The sequence below is a fragment of the Streptosporangium sp. NPDC002524 genome, assembly GCF_040295985.1.
In the GTDB taxonomy this organism is placed as follows: domain Bacteria; phylum Actinomycetota; class Actinomycetes; order Streptosporangiales; family Streptosporangiaceae; genus Streptosporangium.
The window spans coordinates 69882-89344 of record NZ_JBEOWK010000029.1; the positions used below are offsets into that span (position 1 = coordinate 69882).

Consider the following 19463-nt stretch of genomic DNA (forward strand, 5'->3'; position numbering starts at 1 on the left):
GCGGTCAGATGCCGCTGGGGGTCATCGGCTGCATGAGGCGGCGGGCGGCCTCGGTGACGGAGCCGGACAGGGAGGGATAGACCGCGAAGGTGTGGGCGATCTGGTCGACCGTCAACCTCTGCTGGACGGCGACCGAGACCGCCAGGATCAGCTCCGACGCGCGGGGGGCGACCACCACGCCGCCCAGGATGATGCCGGTGTTCGGGCGGCAGAACAGCTTCACGAAACCGTCGTTGAACCCCTGCATCTTGGCGCGGGCGTTGGTGGCCAGCGGCAGCTTGACGATGTTGGCCTCGATCTCCCCGTTCTCGATCGCCCGCTCGGCGATGCCCACGGCGGCGATCTCGGGGTCGGTGAAGATGGCGGAGGCGACGGTGGCCAGGCGGAGCGGGTGCACGGCCTCGCCGAGGGCGTGCCAGACGGCGATCCGGCCCTGCATCGCGGCGACCGAGGCGAGCATCAGGACCCCGGTGCAGTCCCCGGCCGCGTAGACGCCGGGCGCGGAGGTGCGGGAGACCTTGTCGACCTGGATGAAGCCGCCCTTGTCGAGGGTGACCCCGGCCTCCTCGAGGCCGATCCCGGCGGTGTTGGGGACCATGCCGACCGTCATGAGGCAGTGGCTGCCCTCGGCGGTCCGGCCGTCCTCCAGGGTGACGACCACGCCGTCGGGGGTGCGCTTGACGGACTCGGCGCGGGAACGGCCCATCACGTTCATGCCACGGCGCCGGTAGACCTCTTCGAGGACCTCGGCGGCGTCGGCGTCCTCGTTCGGCATCATGCGGTCGCGGGAGGAGACGAGCGTGACCTCCGAGCCCAGCGAGCGGTAGGCGCCCGCGAACTCGGCGCCCGTGACGCCGGAGCCGACCACGATGAGGTGCTCGGGCAGCTCCTCCAGGTCGTACAGCTGGCGCCAGGTGAGGATGCGCTCGCCGTCGGGCTCGGCGCCGGTCAGGATGCGCGGGGTCGCACCGGTCGCCACGATGACGACGTCCGCGCGGATCGTCCGGTCCCCGGCCCTGACCACCTGCGGGTCGACGAGCCGTCCCGGGGCCTTGATCACCTCGACGCCCTCCGCCGCCAGCCGGGCGGCGATGTCGGCGGACTGCGCGCGGGCGAGATCCTTGACGCGCCTGTTCACCAGCGGCATGTCGGCGATGACCCCGCCGACGTCGCCGTCGGGGCCGCCGGTGTAGTGGACCCCCAGCATGCTGGCGTCGAGGAGCGCCTGCTTGCGCACCGAGGTGGCGATCAGCGTCTTGGACGGTACGCAGTCGGTGAGGACGCAGGCCCCGCCGGGGCCGTCCTGTTCGACCACGGTGACCTGCGCTCCCAGTTGGGCGGCGACCAGCGCCGCCTCGTATCCGCCGGGACCGCCACCGATGATCACTATCCTCGTCACATAGCCCATTCTCCCGCATGATGGGACCGGACCTCGCTCGGCATCCCTCCTAAACCACGAAACCCCCACAAAACCATCGGGATTCCACGAGACATCGGCGTGGCTTCGAAGCCGGGTGAGTGTCTCGCGGATCTTGGATTAGTGTTTGTCTCCGTGCCTGTCTACGCCGCTTACGGCAGCAACATGGACCCGAAGCAGATGGCCCAGCGGGCCCCTCACTCCCCGATCAGGGGGACGGGCTGGCTCCAGGGCTGGCGCCTGACCTTCGGCGGGAACGACCTGGGCTGGGAGGGCGCGCTCGCCTCCATCGTCGAGGACGCCGCCGACCAGGTTTTCGTCGTCCTCTACGACGTGCCCGAGTGGGACGAGAGCTCCCTCGACCAGTGGGAGGGCGCGGCCCGGGGCCTGTACCACAAGGTCAAACTCCGGGTGCAGACCATGGAGGGCGAGGTCGTGGCGTGGTTCTACGTGCTCGACGGGTACGAGGGCGGGCTGCCCTCGGCCCGCTACCTCGGCATCCTGGCCGAGGCCGCCGAGCGCGCCGGTGCCCCCGACGACTACGTCAGGGAGCTGCGCGGCCGTCCCTGCACCTCCCTGGGGAGCTGAGAGCGCCTTCCCCGGGATCTCCGGCCCGACGGCCTGATGGCCCGACGGCCTGATGACCTGATAGCCCGATGGCCCGACGGCTCGGCGGCTCAGCACCTCGGCGGCTCGGCGGCTTGATGACCCGACGGCCCGATGACCCGGCGCGTCACCGGCCGCGCGCGAGCCCGCGCGGGAGGTGGCGTTAACCGGCACGCCATCCCGCCTTCACCTGGAAAAATGCCATGATCTCAGGATGAGGGACACACCCGTCGACAACGGTGAGACCGGGCGCGGGTCATCCCTGCGCGAGGTGACCTGGCTGTTCCTGCGGCTCGGCGTCATCGCCTTCGGCGGTCCCGCGGCGCACATCGCGATGATGCACGACGAGGTGGTACGGCGGCGCGGCTGGCTGACCGAGCAGCGCTTCCTCGACCTGGTCGGCGCGACGAACCTCATCCCCGGCCCCTCCTCCACGGAGCTGGCCATCCACCTCGGCCACGAGCGCGCCCGGTGGCGCGGCCTGGTGTCGGCCGGAGTCTGCTTCATCCTGCCCGCCGCGCTCATGGTCGGCGCGCTGGCGGCCCTGTACGTCGGCTACGGCCGCACCCCCGAGGTCACCGGGATCCTGTACGGCATCAGGCCGGTCGTCGTCGCGATCATCGCGTGGGCCCTGTTCTCCCTGGTCCGTACCGCGTTGAAGACCACGTATCTGTGGATCCTGGCCGGAGGCGTCCTGACGGCCTACCTGCTCGGCGTGAACGAGCTGCTCCTGCTCGCCGCCGGGGGCCTGCTGACCGTGGCGGTGCGGACGGCCTCCCTCCGGCGTTCCCGCCCGCGCGGGCCCGGACGGGAGCCCCCCGGGGAAGCCGGGGACGGCTCGCGGACCTCGCGGGCGTTGCTGGCCGCGCCGCTGGCCCTGGCCGGTGGCCAGGACCCCGACCAGCTGCTCCGCCTCTTCCTCACCATGCTCAAGATCGGAGCCGTCCTGTACGGGAGCGGCTACGTCCTGCTGGCCTTCCTGGAGGGCGACTTCGTCGAGCGGCTCGGCTGGCTCACCCCCGCCCAGCTCGCCGACGCCGTCTCGATCGGCCAGTTCACCCCGGGCCCGGTGTTCACCACGGCCACCTTCGTCGGCTACCTGGTCGCCGGAGCCCCGGGGGCCGTCCTCGCCACGGTTGCGATCTTCCTGCCGAGTTTCCTGCTGGTCGGGCTGCTCACCAGGATCACCGACCGGATCAGGTCGAGGGCCTGGTCGAGCGCGCTGCTCGACGGGGTGAACGCCGCCGCGCTGGCGCTGATGGCCGGAGTCATGCTCCAGCTCGGCCGTATCTCCCTGGTCGATCCGCTCACCTGGGCACTGACGGCCGGAACGCTGCTGGCTCTGTGGAGGACGAAGTTGAACTCCGCGTGGCTGATCGCGGCGGGGGCCGGGGTCGGCCTGGTTTCGGTGATCGCCACCCGGCTCGCCTGACGATCCGGCCCGGTTCGTGACCGCTCGGCCCGGCTCTGTTCAGCTCGACCTGGCTCCGTTCAGCTCGGCGTGACGGTTCGGGGCGTGGCCGTACCCTCCGCTGAGCAGGAGACACGGCGTGGCGCGAAGGCGGATGACCGGTACGCTCAGTGACGTGACCAATGACCCTTATGCACTCGCCAACGACGCCGCGGAGGCGCTGAGAAGCGCTGTCGGCGTGGATTCCTTCGACGTCGCGCTGGTGATGGGGTCCGGCTGGGTCCCGGCCGCCGACGCGATCGGCGAGACGGTCGCCGAGATCCCGGTGACGGACCTGCCCGGCTTCGCGCCGCCCGCCGTGCAGGGCCACGCGGGCCGGATCCGCGCCGTACGGACCGGGTCGGGCAAGAACGTGCTGATCTTCCTCGGCCGCACCCACCTCTACGAGGGCCGCGGCGTGGAGCCGGTCGTGCACGGCGTACGGACCGCGATCAGGGCCGGGGCGGGCACGGTCGTGCTGACCAACGCCGCCGGGGGCCTGCGCCCCGAGACCCAGGAGGTCGGCGAGGCGGTGCTGATCAGTGACCACATCAACCTGACCGGTGCCAGCCCGATCACCGGCGCCACCTTCGTCGACCTCACCGACGTCTACACCCCGCGCCTGCGCGCGCTGGCCCGCGAGGCCGACCCCTCACTGACCGAGGGCGTCTACGTGGCCTTCCGCGGCCCGACGTACGAGACCCCGGCCGAGGTCCGCATGTGCCGCATCCTCGGCGGCGACATGGTGGGCATGTCCACCGTGCTGGAGGCCATCGCGGCCCGCGAGGGCGGCGCCGAGGTGCTGGGCATCTCCCTGGTCACGAACCCGGGTGCCGGGCTGGTGGGCGAGCCGCTCAACCACGAGGAGGTGCTGGAGGTCGGCCGGGCCACCGCCACGCGCATGGGCGGCCTGCTGGCCGGTGTCGTGGGCAAGCTGTAGGACGGCGGGCGAGGCTCGGTTTCGGCAGGCTGTAGAACGGTGAGCGAGGCCAGGCTTCGGCAAGCTGCAGGACGGCGAGCGGCGCCCGGCTTCGGCAGGCTGCAGGACGGCGGGCGGCGCCCGGCTTCGGCAGGCTGTGAGGCGGCGGGCGACGCCCGGTTTTCGAGAACCACCCTGGCTTCAGGGATCAGAGCGGTTAAAGGGATCAACAGGAGGCGGGCCCGGCGAGCGGACGGGCCCCCGCCCCGAGAGGTGACGATGAGCAGCGATCTCGCAGGGCTCGCCCGTTCCTGGCTGGCCCAGGACCCCGACCCCGACACGCGCGCCGAGCTGGCGAAGCTGCTGGAGAGCGGTGACGGCGACGCGCTGCGCGAGCGGTTCGGGTCCAGACTGGAGTTCGGCACCGCCGGGCTCCGGGGCGAGCTGGGAGCCGGGCCCAACCGGATGAACCGGGTGACCGTCATGCGCGCCGCGGCCGGGCTGGCCCGCGTCCTCGGTCCCGGCAGACACGTCGTGATCGGCTACGACGCCCGGCACAAGTCGGACGCCTTCGCCCGCGACACCGCGGCCGTGCTCACCGGGGCCGGGCTGCGCGCCTCGGTCCTCCCCGGGCCGCTGCCCACCCCCGTGCTGGCCTTCGCCGTCCGCCACCTCGGCGCCGACGCGGGCGTGACCGTCACCGCCAGCCACAACCCGCCCCGCGACAACGGCTACAAGGTCTACTGGGGCGACGGCTCCCAGATCGTGCCGCCGGTGGACGCGGAGATCTCCGCCGCCATCGACGCGACGGGCCCGGTCTCCGAGCTGCCCCTCGGCTCCCTCGGCGACCCCTCCTGGAACGAGCTGGACGACGACGTCGTGGCCGCCTACCTGGAGGCGGTGACCGCGCTCCCGATCGGTGACGCGCGCGAGCTGCGGGTGGCGTACACCCCGCTGCACGGCGTGGGCGGCGAGACCCTGGCCAGGGCCTTCGCCGCCGCCGGGTTCGACGCGCCCGCGACCGTCGAGGCGCAGGCCGAGCCCGATCCCAACTTCCCCACCGTCGCCTTCCCCAACCCGGAGGAGCCCGGCGCGATGGACCTCGCGCTGGAGCTCGCGGAGCGGATCGGCGCCGACCTGATCCTGGCCAACGACCCCGACGCGGACCGCTGCGCGGTGGGCGTGCCGCTGCCCGGCGGCGGCTACCGGATGCTGACCGGCGACGAGGTGGGCGCCCTGCTGGGCGAGCACGTGATCCGTCAGACCTTGGGCGACGGCCGCCTGGTGGCGACCACCATCGTGTCCTCGTCCCTGCTCGGCAAGATCGCGGCCGGGTACGGGGTGCGCTACGCCGAGACCCTGACCGGCTTCAAGTGGATCATGAAGGCCGGTGACGGCCTGCTGTTCGGGTACGAGGAGGCGCTGGGGTACAGCGTCGGCTCCGGCCTCGGGCTGCCCGTGCACGACAAGGACGGCATCGGGGCGGCGCTGACCGTGGCCGGGATCGCCGCGCGGGCCAAGCTGGAGGGCCGCGGCCTGCTCGACCTCCTGGACGACCTGGCCCGCCGTCACGGCCTGCACGCCACGTCCCAGCTGTCGTTCCGGGTGGCCGACCTGTCGCTGATCACCGGGGCGATGGCCCGCCTGCGGGCCACGCCGCCCGCGCGGCTCGGCGGTCGCGAGGTCGAAACGGCCGACGACCTGAGCCTCGGCGCGGGCGGGCTGCCGCCCACCGACGGCCTCCGCTACCACCTGGCCGGGGGCGCCCGGGTCGTCGTCCGCCCCTCGGGTACCGAGCCCAAGCTCAAGTGCTACCTGGAGGTCGTGGTCCCGGTGACCGGCGAGGTCTCCGCCGCCCGCGCGCGGGCCGTACGGGATCTCGACGCCCTGAAGGCCGATCTGACGGAGGCACTCGGCCTCTGACCTCGCCGGGGCCGGCGCGAGAGGCCACCGCCGGCCCTGCCATCTGTCGGCCCGGTCAACCGTCGGCCTGATCAATCGTCAGGCCGGAAACGGTCAACGGTCAGTGGGGCAGTCGGTCAATTGGCCAGTGGGTCAGTTGCGTTAGGCGACGAAGGTGGCGACCACCAGCAGGACCGCGACCGCGCAGGCCGCCAGGGCACTCGGCGCCCAGGTCACCTTGAGCGCACCGGTCCTCGCCCCGGCGCCCGCCCCCGTCCCAGCACCGGTGCCGGTCCCAGCGCCAGCCCCGGTGCCGGTCCCGGCCTCGGGGTCCGCCCCGGTCGCCGCCGGGGTTCCGGCCGCCGCCGACGTTCCGGTCACTCCCGACGTCTCGGCCGTCGCCGGAGTCTCGGCCGCCTTCCGGGCCTCGGTCAGCGCGGCCGCGCGCTTAGCGGCCTCCGCGCGTTCGGTGATCTGCTCGGCCACCCAGTCGGCGTGGGTCTTTCCCGCCAGCGCCTCGGCGGCGGCCTGCTCGCCCTTCGGGCGGACCGGCTCGGTCCTGAAACGGCCCCGCGCGGGCGCGGACGTGGACCGCCCCCTGCGCGCCGCCGCCGCCCGCTCCCGGGCCGAGGCCTGCGGCACCCAGCAGCGGACCTTCTCATCGCCGGAGACGATCGTGACCGAGTGGGAGACCGTGACCTCGTCCACGTCCCGCCAGGCCACGAAGGCGTTCCGCAGCGGGTTGCGGACCAGGACGCCCTCCTCAGACAGGATGACCGCCGGGCGCAGGCAGGTGACGAAGACCAGCGCGGTCAGCACCCCCAGCACCGCCGCGGCGACCATCGACGCGTGCCCGCTGTAGCGGAGGATCAGATCGACCGCGTTGAACGCGGCGAAGGCCATCCAGACCCAGCCGACGACCGTCGCGAGGGTGGAGCGGAACACCTGCTTCATCGGGAGAGCTCACTTCACTCGTACGAACCCGCTCACGCCTACGCCTGCCACTTGAGGCGCGCGAAACCGGGCTTGATGACACCGTTGATGAGCGACAGGCGCTCGTCGAACGGCAGGAACGCGGACTTCATGGCGTTGACGGTGAACCACAGCATGTCGTCCCAGCCGTAGCCGAACGCCTCCGACAGCTTGGCGAACTCCTCGGAGACGGACGTGCCGCTCATCAGCCGGTTGTCGGTGTTGACCGTGACCCGGAAGTTCAGGCGGCGCAGCAGGCCGATCGGGTGCTCGGCGATGGAGGCCGCCGCGCCGGTCTGCAGGTTGGACGTCGGGCACATCTCCAGCGGGATGCGCTTGTCGCGGACGTAGGCCGCCAGACGGCCCAGCTTGGGCTCCCCGTCGCCCTGGACGGAGATGTCGTCGATGATCCGTACGCCGTGGCCGAGCCGGTCGGCGCCGCACCACTGGATCGCCTGCCAGATCGACGGCAGGCCGAACGCCTCGCCCGCGTGGATGGTGAAGTGGGCGTTCTCCCGCTGGAGGTACTCGAAGGCGTCCAGGTGGCGGGTGGGAGGGTAGCCCGCCTCCGCTCCGGCGATGTCGAACCCGGCCACCCCGGCGTCGCGGTAGCGGACCGCGAGCTCGGCGATCTCCATGGACCTGGCCTGGTGGCGCATCGCGGTGAGCAGCGTGCCCACCCGGATGCCGCGCCCCTCGGAACCGGCGCCGAAGCCCTCCTGCACGGCCTCGATGACCTCTTCGAGGCTCAGGCCCGCGGAGGTGTGCTGCTCGGGCGCGTACCGCACCTCGGCGTAGACGACGCCGTCGTCCGCCAGGTCCTCCGCGCACTCGGCGGCGACCCTGACCAGGGCCTCGCGCGTCTGCATGACGCCGACCGTGTGGTCGAAGGTCTCCAGGTAACGTTCCAGGGAGCCGGAGTCGGCGGACTCCCTGAACCAGGCGCGCAGGCTCTCCGTCTCGGTCGCGGGCAGCCTGTCGTAGCCCGACTCGCGGGCCAGGTCGATGATGGTCTCCGGCCGCAGGCCACCGTCGAGGTGATCGTGGAGCAACACCTTCGGAGCCAGGCGGATCTGCTCGAAAGTGGGTAGCTGACTCATTTCGCAACCTTACCGTCAGTAGCCTGACCGGCCGGACCGTGCGAAGACGCCGCCACGGCCCGGCCTCGGGATGTTCACGCGGCTGTCCCCCCACGGGGGACGTCGCGCCGATCCCGGCACGGAGACGCCGGGATCGGTGGGTGACGAACGGTCAACGGCCGTCGCCGGCCGTGACCCTTCGTCCTGTCACGCGCCGTCCTGTCACGCGCCGTCTGTCACTCGTCGTCTCACTCGTCGTCTCACGCGTCGTCTCACTCGTCGCGGTTGACGGTCTCCGGGGAGAAGGCGGGCAGGCAGACGGCGACGTACTCGGCGCCGTCGGGGCCGGAGCTGTAGCGGATCCGCTCCCCCGGCTCGCACACGAACACCTGCCCCGTGCCGACCTCGGTGGTGCCCCCGTCGTGCTCCACGATGACGGTGCCCTTGAGCACCAGCGTGTACTCGGCGAACTCCGGCGTCTGGGCGGGCTCGTCCCACCCGGCCGGGGCCTTCATGTGCGCGATCGAGATCCCGGCGTCACCGGTGTTGGCCAGACCGACGTATTCGTCGATCGTCTTGCCCCCCGGAACGGGAATCCGTGTCGCGCTATCGATTTTGCGTACCATCGGACCAGTCTGTCACCGGTCTCAGGGCGCGGCGCCTCTCGGCGCCCCCGACACTTCCCGTACGCGACCCGGCGGGCGGCTAGTGCGCGATGTCGACGACCAGCCGGTACGGGTTCTTCTGCTCCAGCACCCGGAACGGCGCCTTGCGGCCGAGGACGACGCCCACGCTCACCACGCCCTCGAAGTCGCCTGTCCTGACCACGTTCCGGACGTTGCCCAGCTTGGTCTGGAAGATCGGGCCGCCCGTCCAGGTGGGCTTGCCCGCCTCGGTGTGCGCGACGGCCGGGGTGATCGTCAGCTGCAGGTAGGCCCCGCCCTTGACGTCGACCGCGTCCCCCGAGCCGTCCTGGACGAGCTTGGGCACCCACCGCGCGGTGTAGCCGGGCAGGTCGCCCTTGAGGTCGATCACCACCCGGTCGAACCCCTTGTGCCTCCCGAACCGGGCTCCGGTGACGGTCGGCTGGGTCTCGATGGCGCGGTCGACCTCGATCTCCTTGGTGCTCGTCGGCGGAAGCAGCCCGGCCGCGACGGTGGAGGGCGTCGAGGACGTGGGGAGCGGTGTGGTCACCGGATCCGCCGGGGCCGTGGTCGCCGGGCCCGCCGAGTCCGCCGGGGACGGGGTCGCGGTCTGCGTGGCCGAGCCGCAGCCGGCCGCCAGCAGGAGCGGGGAGATGAGCGCGAGGGAAACGAGGGTGCGGTTCATGTGAGCCTCCTGCCCCGTTAGATGCTCAGGTCTCCGGAGAGGTTCACCCCCCGGCCGTCCGCGTGCGCCCTGGCCGGATCGTGACACCTCGCCGAGGGGAGAGTCAAGCACCCGGTCGTGGCGCGCGCCGTCGGGCTCGCGTCCCCGTCCCTGTCCCCGTGTGGGACGGGGAACGCGAGTGGTGCCCGGCGGCCCGGCCTCCCGCCCTCCTAGGCGGTCTCCAGCACCTTCTCCCTCTCCCCTTCCTCCCTCTCCCCCTCGGCGGGTGCGCGGCGGGCGCGGAGGCCGGTGAGGGCGACCAGCAGGCCGACCACGGCGAGGATCCCCGAGACCGTGATCGCGGCACGGAAGGTGCCGATGGGGTCGGCCCCCGTACCGGAGGTGAGGACCGCCGTCACGACGGCCAGCACGACCGCCCCGCCGACCTGCCCCGAGGTGTTGAGCAGCCCCGAGGCCAGGCCCTGCTCGTCGTCGGCCACCCCGTTGGTGGCCTGGATGTTCAGGGAGGGGAAGGACAGGGCGAACGCGATGCCCAGCAGGACCATGCCGGGGATGATCAACGTGGCCAGGCTGGGCTCGCCGTTGATCCGGAGGAAGAACGCGTACCCGGCGGCGAGGGCGGCCGAGCCGACCACGATCAGCCGGGCGGTACCGAACCGGTCGGCCAGCTTGCCCATCCTGGTGGAGGTGACCGCCACCAGGAGCCCTGCGGGCAGGAAGGCCAGCGCGGTCTCCAGGGCCGACCAGTGCAGGAAGTTCTGGAAGTACTGCATGGCGACGAACTGGAAGCCCACGTAGGAGCCGAACAGGATCACGAGTCCCAGGTTGGCGCGGACGATCGGGCCGGAGCGCAGGATGCCGAGGCGTACCAGCGGGTGCTTGACGCGCTGCTCGGTGAGGACGAAGACGGCCAGCAGCAGGGCGGCTCCCAGCAGCGAGGCGATCGTGCGCGGCGAGCCCCAGCCCGCGCCGGGCGCCTCCACCACGGCGTAGACGAGCAGCAGCATGGAGCCGGTGATGGTGACGGCGCCGATGAGGTCGTGGCCGCCCTCGGCGCGCTCCTCCCGCTGCCTGGGAAGGAACTTCAGGGCCGCCACCAGCGCGATGATCGCGACGGGGACCGGCATGAGGAACGTCCAGCGCCAGCCGAGCTCGGTCAGGAATCCGGAGATGACCAGGCCCAGGGAGAACCCGCTGGCGCCCGAGGCGGTGAAGACGCTGAGAGCCCTGTTGCGGGCAGGTCCCTCGGCGAAGGTCGTGGTGATGATGGAGAGCGCGGCGGGCGCGGTGAAGGCGGCGCTGACGCCCTTGACGAAGCGGGCCGCGATCAGCAGCGTGCCGTCGTCGACGAGGCCGCCGAGGAGCGAGGCCACGGCGAAGACCGCGAGGGCGACCAGAAAGACCCTGCGACGCCCGAGCAGGTCGGCGGTCCGGCCGCCGAGGAGGAGCAGCCCGCCGTAGCCGAGCACGTAGCCGCTGACCACCCACTGCAGGGAGGACGTGGACAGCCCCAGGTCCGCCTGGATGGACGGCAGGGCGACTCCCACCATCGAGACGTCGAGCGCGTCGAGGAAGATCACGGCGCAGAGCACGGTGAGCGCGGCCCACAGGCCCGCGCCCCAGCGCTCGTCGGGCGGCGCGACCGGCGGCACGGGTGGTGCCGGCGAAACGGACGCGGCAGAGGGGGCGGGCGAAACAGATGCGACCGACGGATCGGGTGGAGCCGTCGAGGTCGGTGAAGGGGTCATGTCGACCGACACTACATGCAAGCACATCTAATGCAAAAGCATTTAATTCCTGTGCATTTAATGTTCACGCATGGTACGATCCGCGGCATGAACGAGGAGGACCCGGTCCGCGCGTGGCGTGAGGTGCTCGCCAAGTACGCCACGACCGCCTGCGCGCTGGAACGCGAACTCTCCGAGCGGCACCGGCTCGGCATGAGCGAGTTCGAGGTCCTGGAGCGGATGGTCGAGGGCGGCCAGGGCAAATACCGGGTTCAGGAGATCGCCGACGCGGTCCATCTGAGCCAGAGCGCCTGCTCCCGGCTGATCGCCCGCCTGGAGAAGGCGGGCCTGGTGACCCGCCGCATCTGCGAGGACGACCGGCGCGGCATCTTCGTCGGCATCACCGAGGACGGCCGCGAGCGCCACGCGACCGCCCTGCCCACCCACCGCGCCGTGATCGGCGAGATCTTCGGCTCACCGGCCCGCGAGGCGCAGCGGGAGAGCGCCCCGGCCCGCTGAGCACACCGGCCAGCTGAACGCACCGGCCCGCTGAACGCACCGGGACGTTGAGCACACCGGCCCGCTGAGCACACTGGCCCGCTGAACGCACCGGGACGTTGAGTGCACCGGCCCGCTGAGCGCACCGGGACGCGGACCGGGAAGGCCTCCCCGACGCCGGTGTCAGGCGGGACGCGGTCGATCACCAGACGGTGTCAGGCGGTGACGCGGTCGATCACCAGAGGCAGCAGGTCCGGGTCGGCGGTCTCGCCGACGGTGTAGGCGCCTTCCAGGGCGGCGAGCGCCCGCTCGAAGCGCGCGGTCTCGTCGGCGTGCAGCGTCATCAGCGGCTGTCCCGCGCGGACCAGGTCCCCCGGCTTGGCGTGCAGCACGATGCCCGCGCCGAACGACACCGGGTCCTCCTTGCGCGCCCGGCCCGCGCCGAGCCGCCAGGCCGCCAGGCCCACGCCGTACGCGTCGAGCCTGGACAGGACGCCCGACGAGGGCACGGTGATCTCCATCGTCTCGGCGGCCCTGGGCAGCAGGGCGTCGGGGTCGCCGCCCTGGGCGGCGATCATCCGGCGCCAGGCGTCCATCGCCGAGCCGTCCGCGAGGGCGCGCTCGGGATCCTTGCCCCCGGACAGGCCCGCCGCCCGGAGCATCTCCCGCGCCAGCCGCACGGTCAGCTCGACCACGTCGGCGGGCCCGCCCCCGGCGAGCACCTCGACCGACTCGGTGACCTCCAGGGCGTTGCCCACGGCCCGGCCCAGCGGCCGGTCCATCGCGGTCAGCAGCGCGACCGTGTTGACCCCGGCGTCGGTGCCGAGCTCGACCATGTTCGTGGCCAGCTCGCGGGCCTGTTCCACGGTCTTCATGAAGGCCCCGGAACCGACCTTGACGTCCAGGACGAGCGCGCCGGTGCCCTCCGCGATCTTCTTCGACATGATCGAGGAGGCGATCAGCGGGATCGCCTCGACGGTGCCGGTGACGTCGCGGAGCGCGTACAGCTTCTTGTCGGCGGGGGCGAGGCCGTCCCCGGCCGCGCAGATGACCGCTCCGGCCTTGCCGAGCACGTCGAGCATCCCGTCGCTGGACAGGGACGCCTGCCAGCCGGGGATGGACTCCAGCTTGTCCAGGGTGCCGCCGGTGTGGCCGAGTCCCCTGCCGGACAGCTGGGGCACGTACCCCCCGCACGCGGCGACCAGCGGCGCCAGCGGGAGCGTGATCTTGTCACCGACGCCGCCGGTGGAGTGCTTGTCGGTGGTGGCCCCCGGCAGCGAGGACCAGTCCATCCTGGACCCGGAGCGGATCATGGCCTGGGTCCATTCGGCGATCTCCCGCCGGTTCATGCCGTTGAGCAGGATCGCCATCGCGAGCGCGGACATCTGCTCGTCGGCGACGACGCCCTTGGTGTAGGCGTCGATCACCCAGTCGATCTGCTCCGCCGACAGCTCCCTGCCGTCCCTCTTGGTGACGATGACGTCGATGGCGTCCATGCTCAGGCCCCCCGGCTCAGGTCGTCGGGCCCGAAGGCGTAGGGGAGGATCTCCGCCATCGGCTTCGGGCCGTCGATGGTCTCCAGCAGCAGCTCCGGGCCGCCGAACTCGTACAGGAGCTGACGGCACCTGCCGCACGGCATGAGGAGCTCCTCGTGCCCGTCGACGCAGGTGAACGCGACGAGACGGCCGCCGCCCGTCGCCCGCAGCGATGACACCAGGCCGCACTCCGCGCACAGCCCGAGGCCGTAGGAGGCGTTCTCGACGTTGCAGCCGGACACGATCCGCCCGTCGTCCACCAGCGCGGCGGCACCGACGGGGAACTTGGAGTAGGGGGCGTAGGCGTGGCCCATGGCCCGCACGGCCTCGGCCTTCAGCGCCGCCCAGTCGATGCCCGCCCCGGCGACCGCCTTACCGCCCGGCCCGGCGACCGGCCCGCTGCCCGTCCCGGCACCCGTCTCGGTGCTCATCTCACCGCCCGCCCCACTGCCTGTCGCGCGCTCGTCCCACTGCCTGTCCCGGTGCCCATCTCGCCGCCCATCGAATCGGATCCGCTCGTGAGGTGCCGCGTGACGGTCACTTACCCTGTCCCCTGCGGTACGGCACGCCGACGGCGGCCGGCGCCCGGAGCCGTTGCGCCGCCAGCGACAGCACCAGCAGCGTGGTGATGTGCGGGGTGACGGAGGTGAACTCCGAGGGGATGGAGTCGGTCAGCGCGAACACCACGAACACGGCGACCGTCGCGACCCCGGTGATCAGCGCGGCCCGCGCCCGTTGCTGCCGTACGAGCTGGTAGACCGCGACCGCGGCGAGCAGGATCGTCACCACGAGCAGCAGCGCGTGCACCGACTCGCCGCCCCTGCGCAGCTGGAGCGCGTCGGTGTAGCCGAACAGCACCGCGCCCCCGGCCAGCCCGCCCGGCCGCCAGTTACCGAAGATCATGGCGGCGAGGCCGATGAAGCCGCGCCCGCCGGTCTGTCCCTCGCGGTAGGCGCTGGCGGCCACCTGCGCGAGGAACGCGCCGCCGATGCCCGCGAGGGCACCGGAGATGATCACCGCGATGTACTTGTAGGTGTAGACGTTGACGCCCAGCGACTCCGCGGCCACCGGGCTCTCCCCGCAGGAGCGCAGGCGCAGGCCGAACGCCGTACGCCACAGCACGTAGTACGAGAGCGGGACGAGCAGGATCGCCACGATCGTCAGCGGCGAGACGTTCGTGATCAGGCCGCGCAGGATGCCCGCCACGTCCGACAGCAGGAACCACTGCCTGGCCTCCAGCGCCCTGAGCGGGTCCCCGATCCACTGCGGCACGCTCAACAGTTCGAGCTTGGGCACGGGAGGCGACTGGGAGTCGCCGCCGCCCGGCATCTCGGCGAAGGTGATCTTGGACAGGAACTGGGTGACGCCCTGGCCCAGGATGGTGATCGCGACACCGGAGATGATGTGGTCGACGCCGAACGTCACGGTGGCGATCGCGTGCAGCAGGCCGCCCACGGCCCCGCCGATCGCGCCCGCGAGGACGCCCGCCCAGGGGTTGCCGAACTGGAGCGCGCCCCAGGCGCCGCACCAGGTGCCCATGATCATCATGCCTTCGAGGCCGATGTTGACCACTCCGGCCCGCTCGGCCCACAGGCCGCCCAGACCGGCCAGGCCGATGGGGATGGCGAGCGCGATGGAGGCGTTGATCGCGCCCGCGGAGGTGAGGTCGACGGCGCCGGTGACGGTCCGCGCGAACGAGAGCAGCAGGACGAGCGCGCCGAGGGCGAGCAGCAGGACCCGCCAGGTGAGCCTGAACCTGCGGGCGGGGGTCTTCGGCTCCAGGAAGGGAGCCTCCGGGGTGGCGAGGGCGCCCTGGCTCATGCCGGCGTTCCTTCCCTGGTCGGGGTGGTGCTCGCCAGCTGGCGGCTCACCCGGCGCTGCTCGGCGGAGATCTGGTAGCGGTGGACCAGCTCGTAGGCGATGATCACCGAGAGCACGATCGTGCCCTGCATGATGGTGACGATGTCCGGGGAGATCTTCTGGATCTGCAGGATGCCCGCGGAGGTGTCGAGGAAGGCCCACAGCAGGGCGCCGAACGCGATGCCGACCGGGTGGTTGCGGCCGAGCAGCGCGATCGCGATGCCGGTGAAGCCGAGGCCGGGGGGGAAGTCCAGGCTGTAGCTGTAGGAGGCGCCGAGCAGCTGCGGCATGCCGACCAGGCCCGCCATCCCGCCGGACAGGACCATCGAGATGAGGATCATCCGCTTCACGTTGACGCCGCTGGCCACCGCGGCCGACTCCGAGCGGCCGGTGGCGCGCAGGTCGAAGCCGAAGCGGGTCCGGTTGATCACCACGTAATAGAGAATGCCCATCACGACCGAGAGGATGATCAGGCCGAACACCTTCGTCTGGGTGCCGGAGATGATCGCCAGGCCGGGCACCTGGCCGGAGGGGCCGATCGGGCTGGTGCCGATGTTGTTGCTGCCCGCGACCTCGACCGCGAGGCGCTCCTTGTTGAGCAGCCAGGCGCCGAGCGAGGTGGCGATGGCGTTCAGCATGATCGTGGAGATGACCTCGCTCACCCCGCGCCGTACCTTGAGCAGCGCGGCGATCGTGGCCCATCCGGCGCCGACCAGCACCGCGACGAAGATGATCAGCGCGACGTGCAGCGGGGCGGGCAGGGTGACCGCGCCGCCGACCGCCGCGGCGGTAAGCGCCGCCAGGCGGTACTGGCCGTCGACGCCGATGTTGAAGAGGTTCATCCTGAACCCGATCGCCACCGCGAGCGCGGACAGGTAGAAGTACGTCGCGGCGTTCAGGGTGAGCACGATCGAGCGCGGCCTGATGCCGTACTCGCCCATGCTGACCAGCGTGTCGAGCGGCGGGGCGCCGATGACCGTCAGGATGATCATGGTGATCAGCGCGGCGAACACGATGGCGACGAGCGGGGCGGCGAGCGAGAGCAGCCCCGCCGGCGAGACCCGCCCGAGCAGCCGGTCGGTGAAGGTGGACTTTTCCTGGCTCATCCGCGCGTCCCCGAAGGCGTGCGCGCCGCGTGGGTGTTCGTGCCGCGCGTCCCCGAGGGCGTGCGCGCTACCTGGCCGTTCGTGCCGCGCACCCCCGAGGGCGTGCGCGCCGCGTGGGTGTTCATGTCGCGCGTCCCGGGGGGCGTGTGCGCTACGTGGGTGTTCATGCCGCCTCTCCAGCACCCGTCATGGCCGAACCGAGCCGCTCGGGTGTCACATCCTTGGGATCGACCTCGGCGACGATCCGGCCGCGCAGGATCACCTTCAGGGTGTCCGACAGGCCGATGAGCTCGTCGAGGTCGGCCGAGATCAGCAGGACCGCCAGGCCCGCGGCACGCGCCGCGCGCAGGTGGTCCCAGATCGCGGCCTGGGCGCCCACGTCGACGCCGCGCGTCGGGTGGGACGCGATCAGGAAGACGGGCTCCCCGCTCATCTCCCGGCCGACGATCAGTTTCTGCTGGTTGCCGCCGGACAGGGCCGCGGCGTCCACGTCGATGCCCGGGGTCCGGACGTCGTACGCCTCGACGATGCGCCGGGTGTCCTCGCGCGCTCCCGCGCGGTCGATCCAGGGGCCTTTGACGTTGGGCCGCCGGGTCTGGTGACCGAGGATCCGGTTCTCCCAGAGCGGGGCCTCCAGCAGCAGGCCGTGGCGGTGGCGGTCCTCGGGGATGTAGCCGATGCCGGCCTCGCGGCGGCGCAGCGTCGTCCAGACGGAGATGTCGTGCTCGCCGAGGCGGATCTCACCCTCGGCCACGCGCATGCCCATGATGGCCTCGACCAGCTCGGCCTGGCCGTTGCCCTCGACCCCGGCGATGCCGAGCACCTCGCCCTTGCGGATGTCGAAGTTGACGTCGTCCACGACGCGGCGGTCCTCGGCCGAGTAGACGGTCAGGTCGCGCACCGACAGCGCCACCACGTCGGTGACCGTGGACTCGCGGGTCTCGGGGCTGGGCAGCTCGCTGCCGACCATCAGCTCGGCCAGCTGCCTGGCGGTCACGTCCTTGGGGTTCACGCTGGCCACGGTCGTGCCGCGCCGGATGACGGTGATCGCGTCGGCGACCGAGAGCACCTCGTCCAGCTTGTGCGAGATGAAGATGATCGTCAGTCCCTCGCGGACCAGCTCGCGCAGGTTGGCGAAGAGCTCCTTCACCTCCTGCGGCACGAGCACCGCGGTCGGCTCGTCCAGGATGAGGATCCGGGCGCCGCGGTAGAGGACCTTCAGGATCTCCACCCGCTGGCGAGCCCCGACGCCCAGGTCCTCGACGGTGACGTCGGGGTCGATGCCGAGGCCGTACGAGTCGGAGATCTCCCGGATCCTCCTGCGCGCGGTGCCGAAGTCGAGGGCGACCCCGCCCTTGCGGGGCTCGCTGCCGAGGATCACGTTCTCCAGCACGGTCAGGTTGTCGGCCAGCATGAAGTGCTGGTGGACCATGCCGATGCCCACGGAGATCGCCTCCGCGGGAGAGCGGAAGTGCACGTCCTCGCCGTTGACGCGGATGCGACCCTCGTCCGGGCGTTGCATGCCGTACAGGATCTTCATGAGGGTGGACTTGCCCGCGCCGTTCTCGCCGACGACGGCGTGCACGTGCCCCTGTCGTACGGAAAGGGAGATGTCACGGTTGGCGACGACGCCGGGGAATCGTTTGGTGATCCCCTCGAGCTCGACGGCCGGTGCCGAGGTGCTGATGACGGCCTCCTCCGTACGGATGGCCCCGATACGGAACGTGATAGTCAGAGTAGGACAAAGGGCCCGGGGGAAATGTCCGCCGGGCCCCTCATTAGTACCAGGTCAGGAGGTCTTGTCCGGAACGGTGATCTCGCCGGAGATGATCTTCTGCTTGTACTCGTCGAGCTTGCTCTTGATGTCGTCGACCTGGCCACCGGTGGTGGAGTAGTCGACACCGTCGGCCTTGAGGTCGTAGATCGTGCTGCCCGACTTCACCGCGTTGGTGGTGAAGCCCTTCAGGAAGTCGAAGACGGCGACGTCGACCTTCTTGACCATGGAGGTCATGATGACGCTCTGCAGCTCGGGGGCGGCGGTCTTCGCCTGGTCGGAGTCGACGCCGATGGCGAGGCCCTTGGCGGCCTTGGCCGCCTCGAACACGCCGCCGCCGGAACCGCCCGCGGCCTGGTAGACCACGTCGGCGCCCGCGTCGAACATGCCCTCGGCCGCGGTCTTGCCCTTGGCCGGGTCGCTGAAGCCGGTGAAGTCCGGCGGCTGGGTGAGGTACTTGACCTCGACCTTGATGTCGGACTTGACCGCCTTGGCGCCCTCGATGAACCCGGCCTCGAACTTGTTGATCAGCGGCACCTGGACGCCGCCGACGAAGCCCACGTGGTTCTTCTTGCTCTTCAGCGCCGCGGCGGCGCCGACCAGGAAGGAACCCTCGTGCTCGGCGAACAGCAGGTTCGAGATGTTGGGGGCGGCGGCGGCCGCGTCGTCGACGATCGCGAACTTGACGTCGGGGAACTCGGTCGCGACCTTCTTGACCGGGTTGGAGTACGCGAAGCCCACGGCGATGATCGGGTTGAAGCCGCCGTCGGCGAGCAGGCGGAGCCGCTCCTCCTTGGCCGCCTCGGTCTCGCCGTTACCGGCCTCCAGCTCACTGACCTCGGTCAGGCCCAGTTCGGCCTTGGCCTTGTCGAGGCCCGCCGCCGCGGAGTCGTTGAACGACTGGTCGCCACGCCCGCCGATGTCGTACGCGAGACCGACCTTCGGTCCCGTCGCGGCCGGCGCCGCACTGCTGGCGGCCCCGCTCGGCGCAGCCGACGTGGTCGGTTCCTCGCTTCCACCACACGCGGCAGCTCCCATGAGCATGCTGCCCGCCAGTGCGGTCGCGGCCAGCTTGCCGAATCGGTTCTGAAGCAAGATGGACTCCCTTCGCGTTTCAGTGCACGCGCGAAGAGACGCACGGCAACCCTGCACGGAAGATAGTTGGTCCATCAGGGTTGACCAAACCAGCACACAAGTCCGCAACAGGTCCGTTATCCAGCTCACGCCACCTTGTGACCCGGGGAGCGGGGCGGGACTACCCGCCGGTAGCCCCTGAGGGCCGCCGCGGC

Annotated in this window: 18 protein-coding genes; 5 read left to right on the plus strand and 13 right to left on the minus strand. The window is 71.4% G+C overall.

What is annotated here, in order from left to right:
- Positions 1 to 4: 4 nt before the first annotated feature.
- Complete coding sequence (locus tag ABT053_RS36200) at positions 5 to 1399, minus strand: NAD(P)H-quinone dehydrogenase (RefSeq protein ID WP_350975440.1); 1395 nt, start codon at positions 1397 to 1399, stop codon at positions 5 to 7.
- A gap of 153 nt (positions 1400 to 1552) precedes the next feature.
- On the opposite strand from ABT053_RS36200, the gene ABT053_RS36205 reads away from it, so the two are divergent.
- The 4 genes from ABT053_RS36205 to ABT053_RS36220 all read left to right on the plus strand — a co-directional run bounded on the left by ABT053_RS36205 (position 1553) and on the right by ABT053_RS36220 (position 6315).
- Positions 1553 to 2005 (plus strand): gamma-glutamylcyclotransferase family protein, encoded by a 453-nt coding sequence (locus tag ABT053_RS36205; RefSeq protein WP_344750057.1) that lies wholly within the window; start codon positions 1553 to 1555, stop codon positions 2003 to 2005.
- A gap of 232 nt (positions 2006 to 2237) precedes the next feature.
- On the plus strand, positions 2238 to 3455 hold the full coding sequence (gene chrA, locus ABT053_RS36210; protein WP_350975442.1) for a chromate efflux transporter: 1218 nt from the start codon (positions 2238 to 2240) through the stop codon (positions 3453 to 3455).
- Between the two features lie 154 nt (positions 3456 to 3609).
- Positions 3610 to 4413, plus strand: a complete 804-nt coding sequence (locus ABT053_RS36215) for a purine-nucleoside phosphorylase (RefSeq protein ID WP_350975444.1) — start codon at positions 3610 to 3612, stop codon at positions 4411 to 4413.
- Between the two features lie 258 nt (positions 4414 to 4671).
- Positions 4672 to 6315 carry a phospho-sugar mutase gene (locus ABT053_RS36220; protein WP_350975446.1) on the plus strand — a complete coding sequence of 548 codons (1644 nt, stop codon included), beginning with the start codon at positions 4672 to 4674 and terminating at the stop codon, positions 6313 to 6315.
- A gap of 141 nt (positions 6316 to 6456) precedes the next feature.
- On the opposite strand, the gene ABT053_RS36225 is transcribed toward ABT053_RS36220, so the two are convergent.
- From ABT053_RS36225 to ABT053_RS36245, 5 genes are all read right to left on the minus strand, one after another.
- Positions 6457 to 7248 carry a PH domain-containing protein gene (locus tag ABT053_RS36225; protein WP_350975448.1) on the minus strand — a complete coding sequence of 264 codons (792 nt, stop codon included), beginning with the start codon at positions 7246 to 7248 and terminating at the stop codon, positions 6457 to 6459.
- A gap of 38 nt (positions 7249 to 7286) precedes the next feature.
- The gene (locus ABT053_RS36230) at positions 7287 to 8366 is read right to left on the minus strand and encodes an adenosine deaminase (protein WP_350975450.1); all 1080 of its coding nucleotides are present in this window, start codon (positions 8364 to 8366) and stop codon (positions 7287 to 7289) included.
- Between the two features lie 251 nt (positions 8367 to 8617).
- A complete protein-coding gene (locus tag ABT053_RS36235) occupies positions 8618 to 8971 on the minus strand; it encodes a cupin domain-containing protein (protein WP_350975452.1) in 354 nt (117 codons plus the stop codon).
- Positions 8972 to 9050: 79 nt separating this feature from the next.
- On the minus strand, positions 9051 to 9674 hold the full coding sequence (locus ABT053_RS36240; protein WP_350975454.1) for an AMIN-like domain-containing (lipo)protein: 624 nt from the start codon (positions 9672 to 9674) through the stop codon (positions 9051 to 9053).
- Positions 9675 to 9883: 209 nt separating this feature from the next.
- Positions 9884 to 11422 carry an MFS transporter gene (locus ABT053_RS36245; protein WP_350975456.1) on the minus strand — a complete coding sequence of 513 codons (1539 nt, stop codon included), beginning with the start codon at positions 11420 to 11422 and terminating at the stop codon, positions 9884 to 9886.
- An 87-nt stretch (positions 11423 to 11509) separates the two neighbouring features.
- On the opposite strand from ABT053_RS36245, the gene ABT053_RS36250 reads away from it, so the two are divergent.
- Positions 11510 to 11920 (plus strand): MarR family winged helix-turn-helix transcriptional regulator, encoded by a 411-nt coding sequence (locus ABT053_RS36250; RefSeq protein WP_350975458.1) that lies wholly within the window; start codon positions 11510 to 11512, stop codon positions 11918 to 11920.
- Between the two features lie 194 nt (positions 11921 to 12114).
- Here ABT053_RS36250 and ABT053_RS36255 read toward each other — a convergent pair whose 3' ends face one another.
- From ABT053_RS36255 to ABT053_RS36285, 7 genes are all read right to left on the minus strand, one after another.
- Positions 12115 to 13395 carry a thymidine phosphorylase gene (locus ABT053_RS36255; RefSeq protein ID WP_350975460.1) on the minus strand — a complete coding sequence of 427 codons (1281 nt, stop codon included), beginning with the start codon at positions 13393 to 13395 and terminating at the stop codon, positions 12115 to 12117.
- A 2-nt stretch (positions 13396 to 13397) separates the two neighbouring features.
- On the minus strand, positions 13398 to 13865 hold the full coding sequence (locus tag ABT053_RS36260; RefSeq protein ID WP_350975462.1) for a cytidine deaminase: 468 nt from the start codon (positions 13863 to 13865) through the stop codon (positions 13398 to 13400).
- Between the two features lie 106 nt (positions 13866 to 13971).
- On the minus strand, positions 13972 to 15255 hold the full coding sequence (locus ABT053_RS36265; protein ID WP_350975464.1) for an ABC transporter permease: 1284 nt from the start codon (positions 15253 to 15255) through the stop codon (positions 13972 to 13974).
- Complete coding sequence (locus ABT053_RS36270; RefSeq protein WP_350975466.1) at positions 15252 to 16400, minus strand: ABC transporter permease; 1149 nt, start codon at positions 16398 to 16400, stop codon at positions 15252 to 15254. Before ABT053_RS36270 ends, ABT053_RS36265 begins: the two co-directional genes overlap by 4 nt.
- Positions 16397 to 16567 (minus strand): hypothetical protein, encoded by a 171-nt coding sequence (locus tag ABT053_RS36275; RefSeq protein WP_350975468.1) that lies wholly within the window; start codon positions 16565 to 16567, stop codon positions 16397 to 16399. Before ABT053_RS36275 ends, ABT053_RS36270 begins: the two co-directional genes overlap by 4 nt.
- Positions 16564 to 18087 (minus strand): ABC transporter ATP-binding protein, encoded by a 1524-nt coding sequence (locus ABT053_RS36280; protein ID WP_350975517.1) that lies wholly within the window; start codon positions 18085 to 18087, stop codon positions 16564 to 16566. Before ABT053_RS36280 ends, ABT053_RS36275 begins: the two co-directional genes overlap by 4 nt.
- Before the next feature lie 102 nt (positions 18088 to 18189).
- Complete coding sequence (locus ABT053_RS36285; protein WP_350975470.1) at positions 18190 to 19269, minus strand: BMP family lipoprotein; 1080 nt, start codon at positions 19267 to 19269, stop codon at positions 18190 to 18192.
- Positions 19270 to 19463 lie beyond the last annotated feature (194 nt).

Coding starts and splice junctions, on each gene's coding strand:
- chrA (WP_350975442.1), top strand. CDS start 2,238: ATGAGGGACACACCCGTCGACAACGGTGAGACCGGGCGCGGGTCATCC.
- ABT053_RS36220 (WP_350975446.1), top strand. CDS start 4,672: ATGAGCAGCGATCTCGCAGGGCTCGCCCGTTCCTGGCTGGCCCAGGAC.
- ABT053_RS36225 (WP_350975448.1), bottom strand. CDS start 7,248: ATGAAGCAGGTGTTCCGCTCCACCCTCGCGACGGTCGTCGGCTGGGTC.
- ABT053_RS36230 (WP_350975450.1), bottom strand. CDS start 8,366: ATGAGTCAGCTACCCACTTTCGAGCAGATCCGCCTGGCTCCGAAGGTG.
- ABT053_RS36235 (WP_350975452.1), bottom strand. CDS start 8,971: ATGGTACGCAAAATCGATAGCGCGACACGGATTCCCGTTCCGGGGGGC.
- ABT053_RS36240 (WP_350975454.1), bottom strand. CDS start 9,674: ATGAACCGCACCCTCGTTTCCCTCGCGCTCATCTCCCCGCTCCTGCTG.
- ABT053_RS36245 (WP_350975456.1), bottom strand. CDS start 11,422: ATGACCCCTTCACCGACCTCGACGGCTCCACCCGATCCGTCGGTCGCA.
- ABT053_RS36250 (WP_350975458.1), top strand. CDS start 11,510: ATGAACGAGGAGGACCCGGTCCGCGCGTGGCGTGAGGTGCTCGCCAAG.
- ABT053_RS36255 (WP_350975460.1), bottom strand. CDS start 13,395: ATGGACGCCATCGACGTCATCGTCACCAAGAGGGACGGCAGGGAGCTG.
- ABT053_RS36260 (WP_350975462.1), bottom strand. CDS start 13,865: ATGAGCACCGAGACGGGTGCCGGGACGGGCAGCGGGCCGGTCGCCGGG.
- ABT053_RS36265 (WP_350975464.1), bottom strand. CDS start 15,255: ATGAGCCAGGGCGCCCTCGCCACCCCGGAGGCTCCCTTCCTGGAGCCG.
- ABT053_RS36270 (WP_350975466.1), bottom strand. CDS start 16,400: ATGAGCCAGGAAAAGTCCACCTTCACCGACCGGCTGCTCGGGCGGGTC.
- ABT053_RS36275 (WP_350975468.1), bottom strand. CDS start 16,567: ATGAACACCCACGTAGCGCACACGCCCCCCGGGACGCGCGACATGAAC.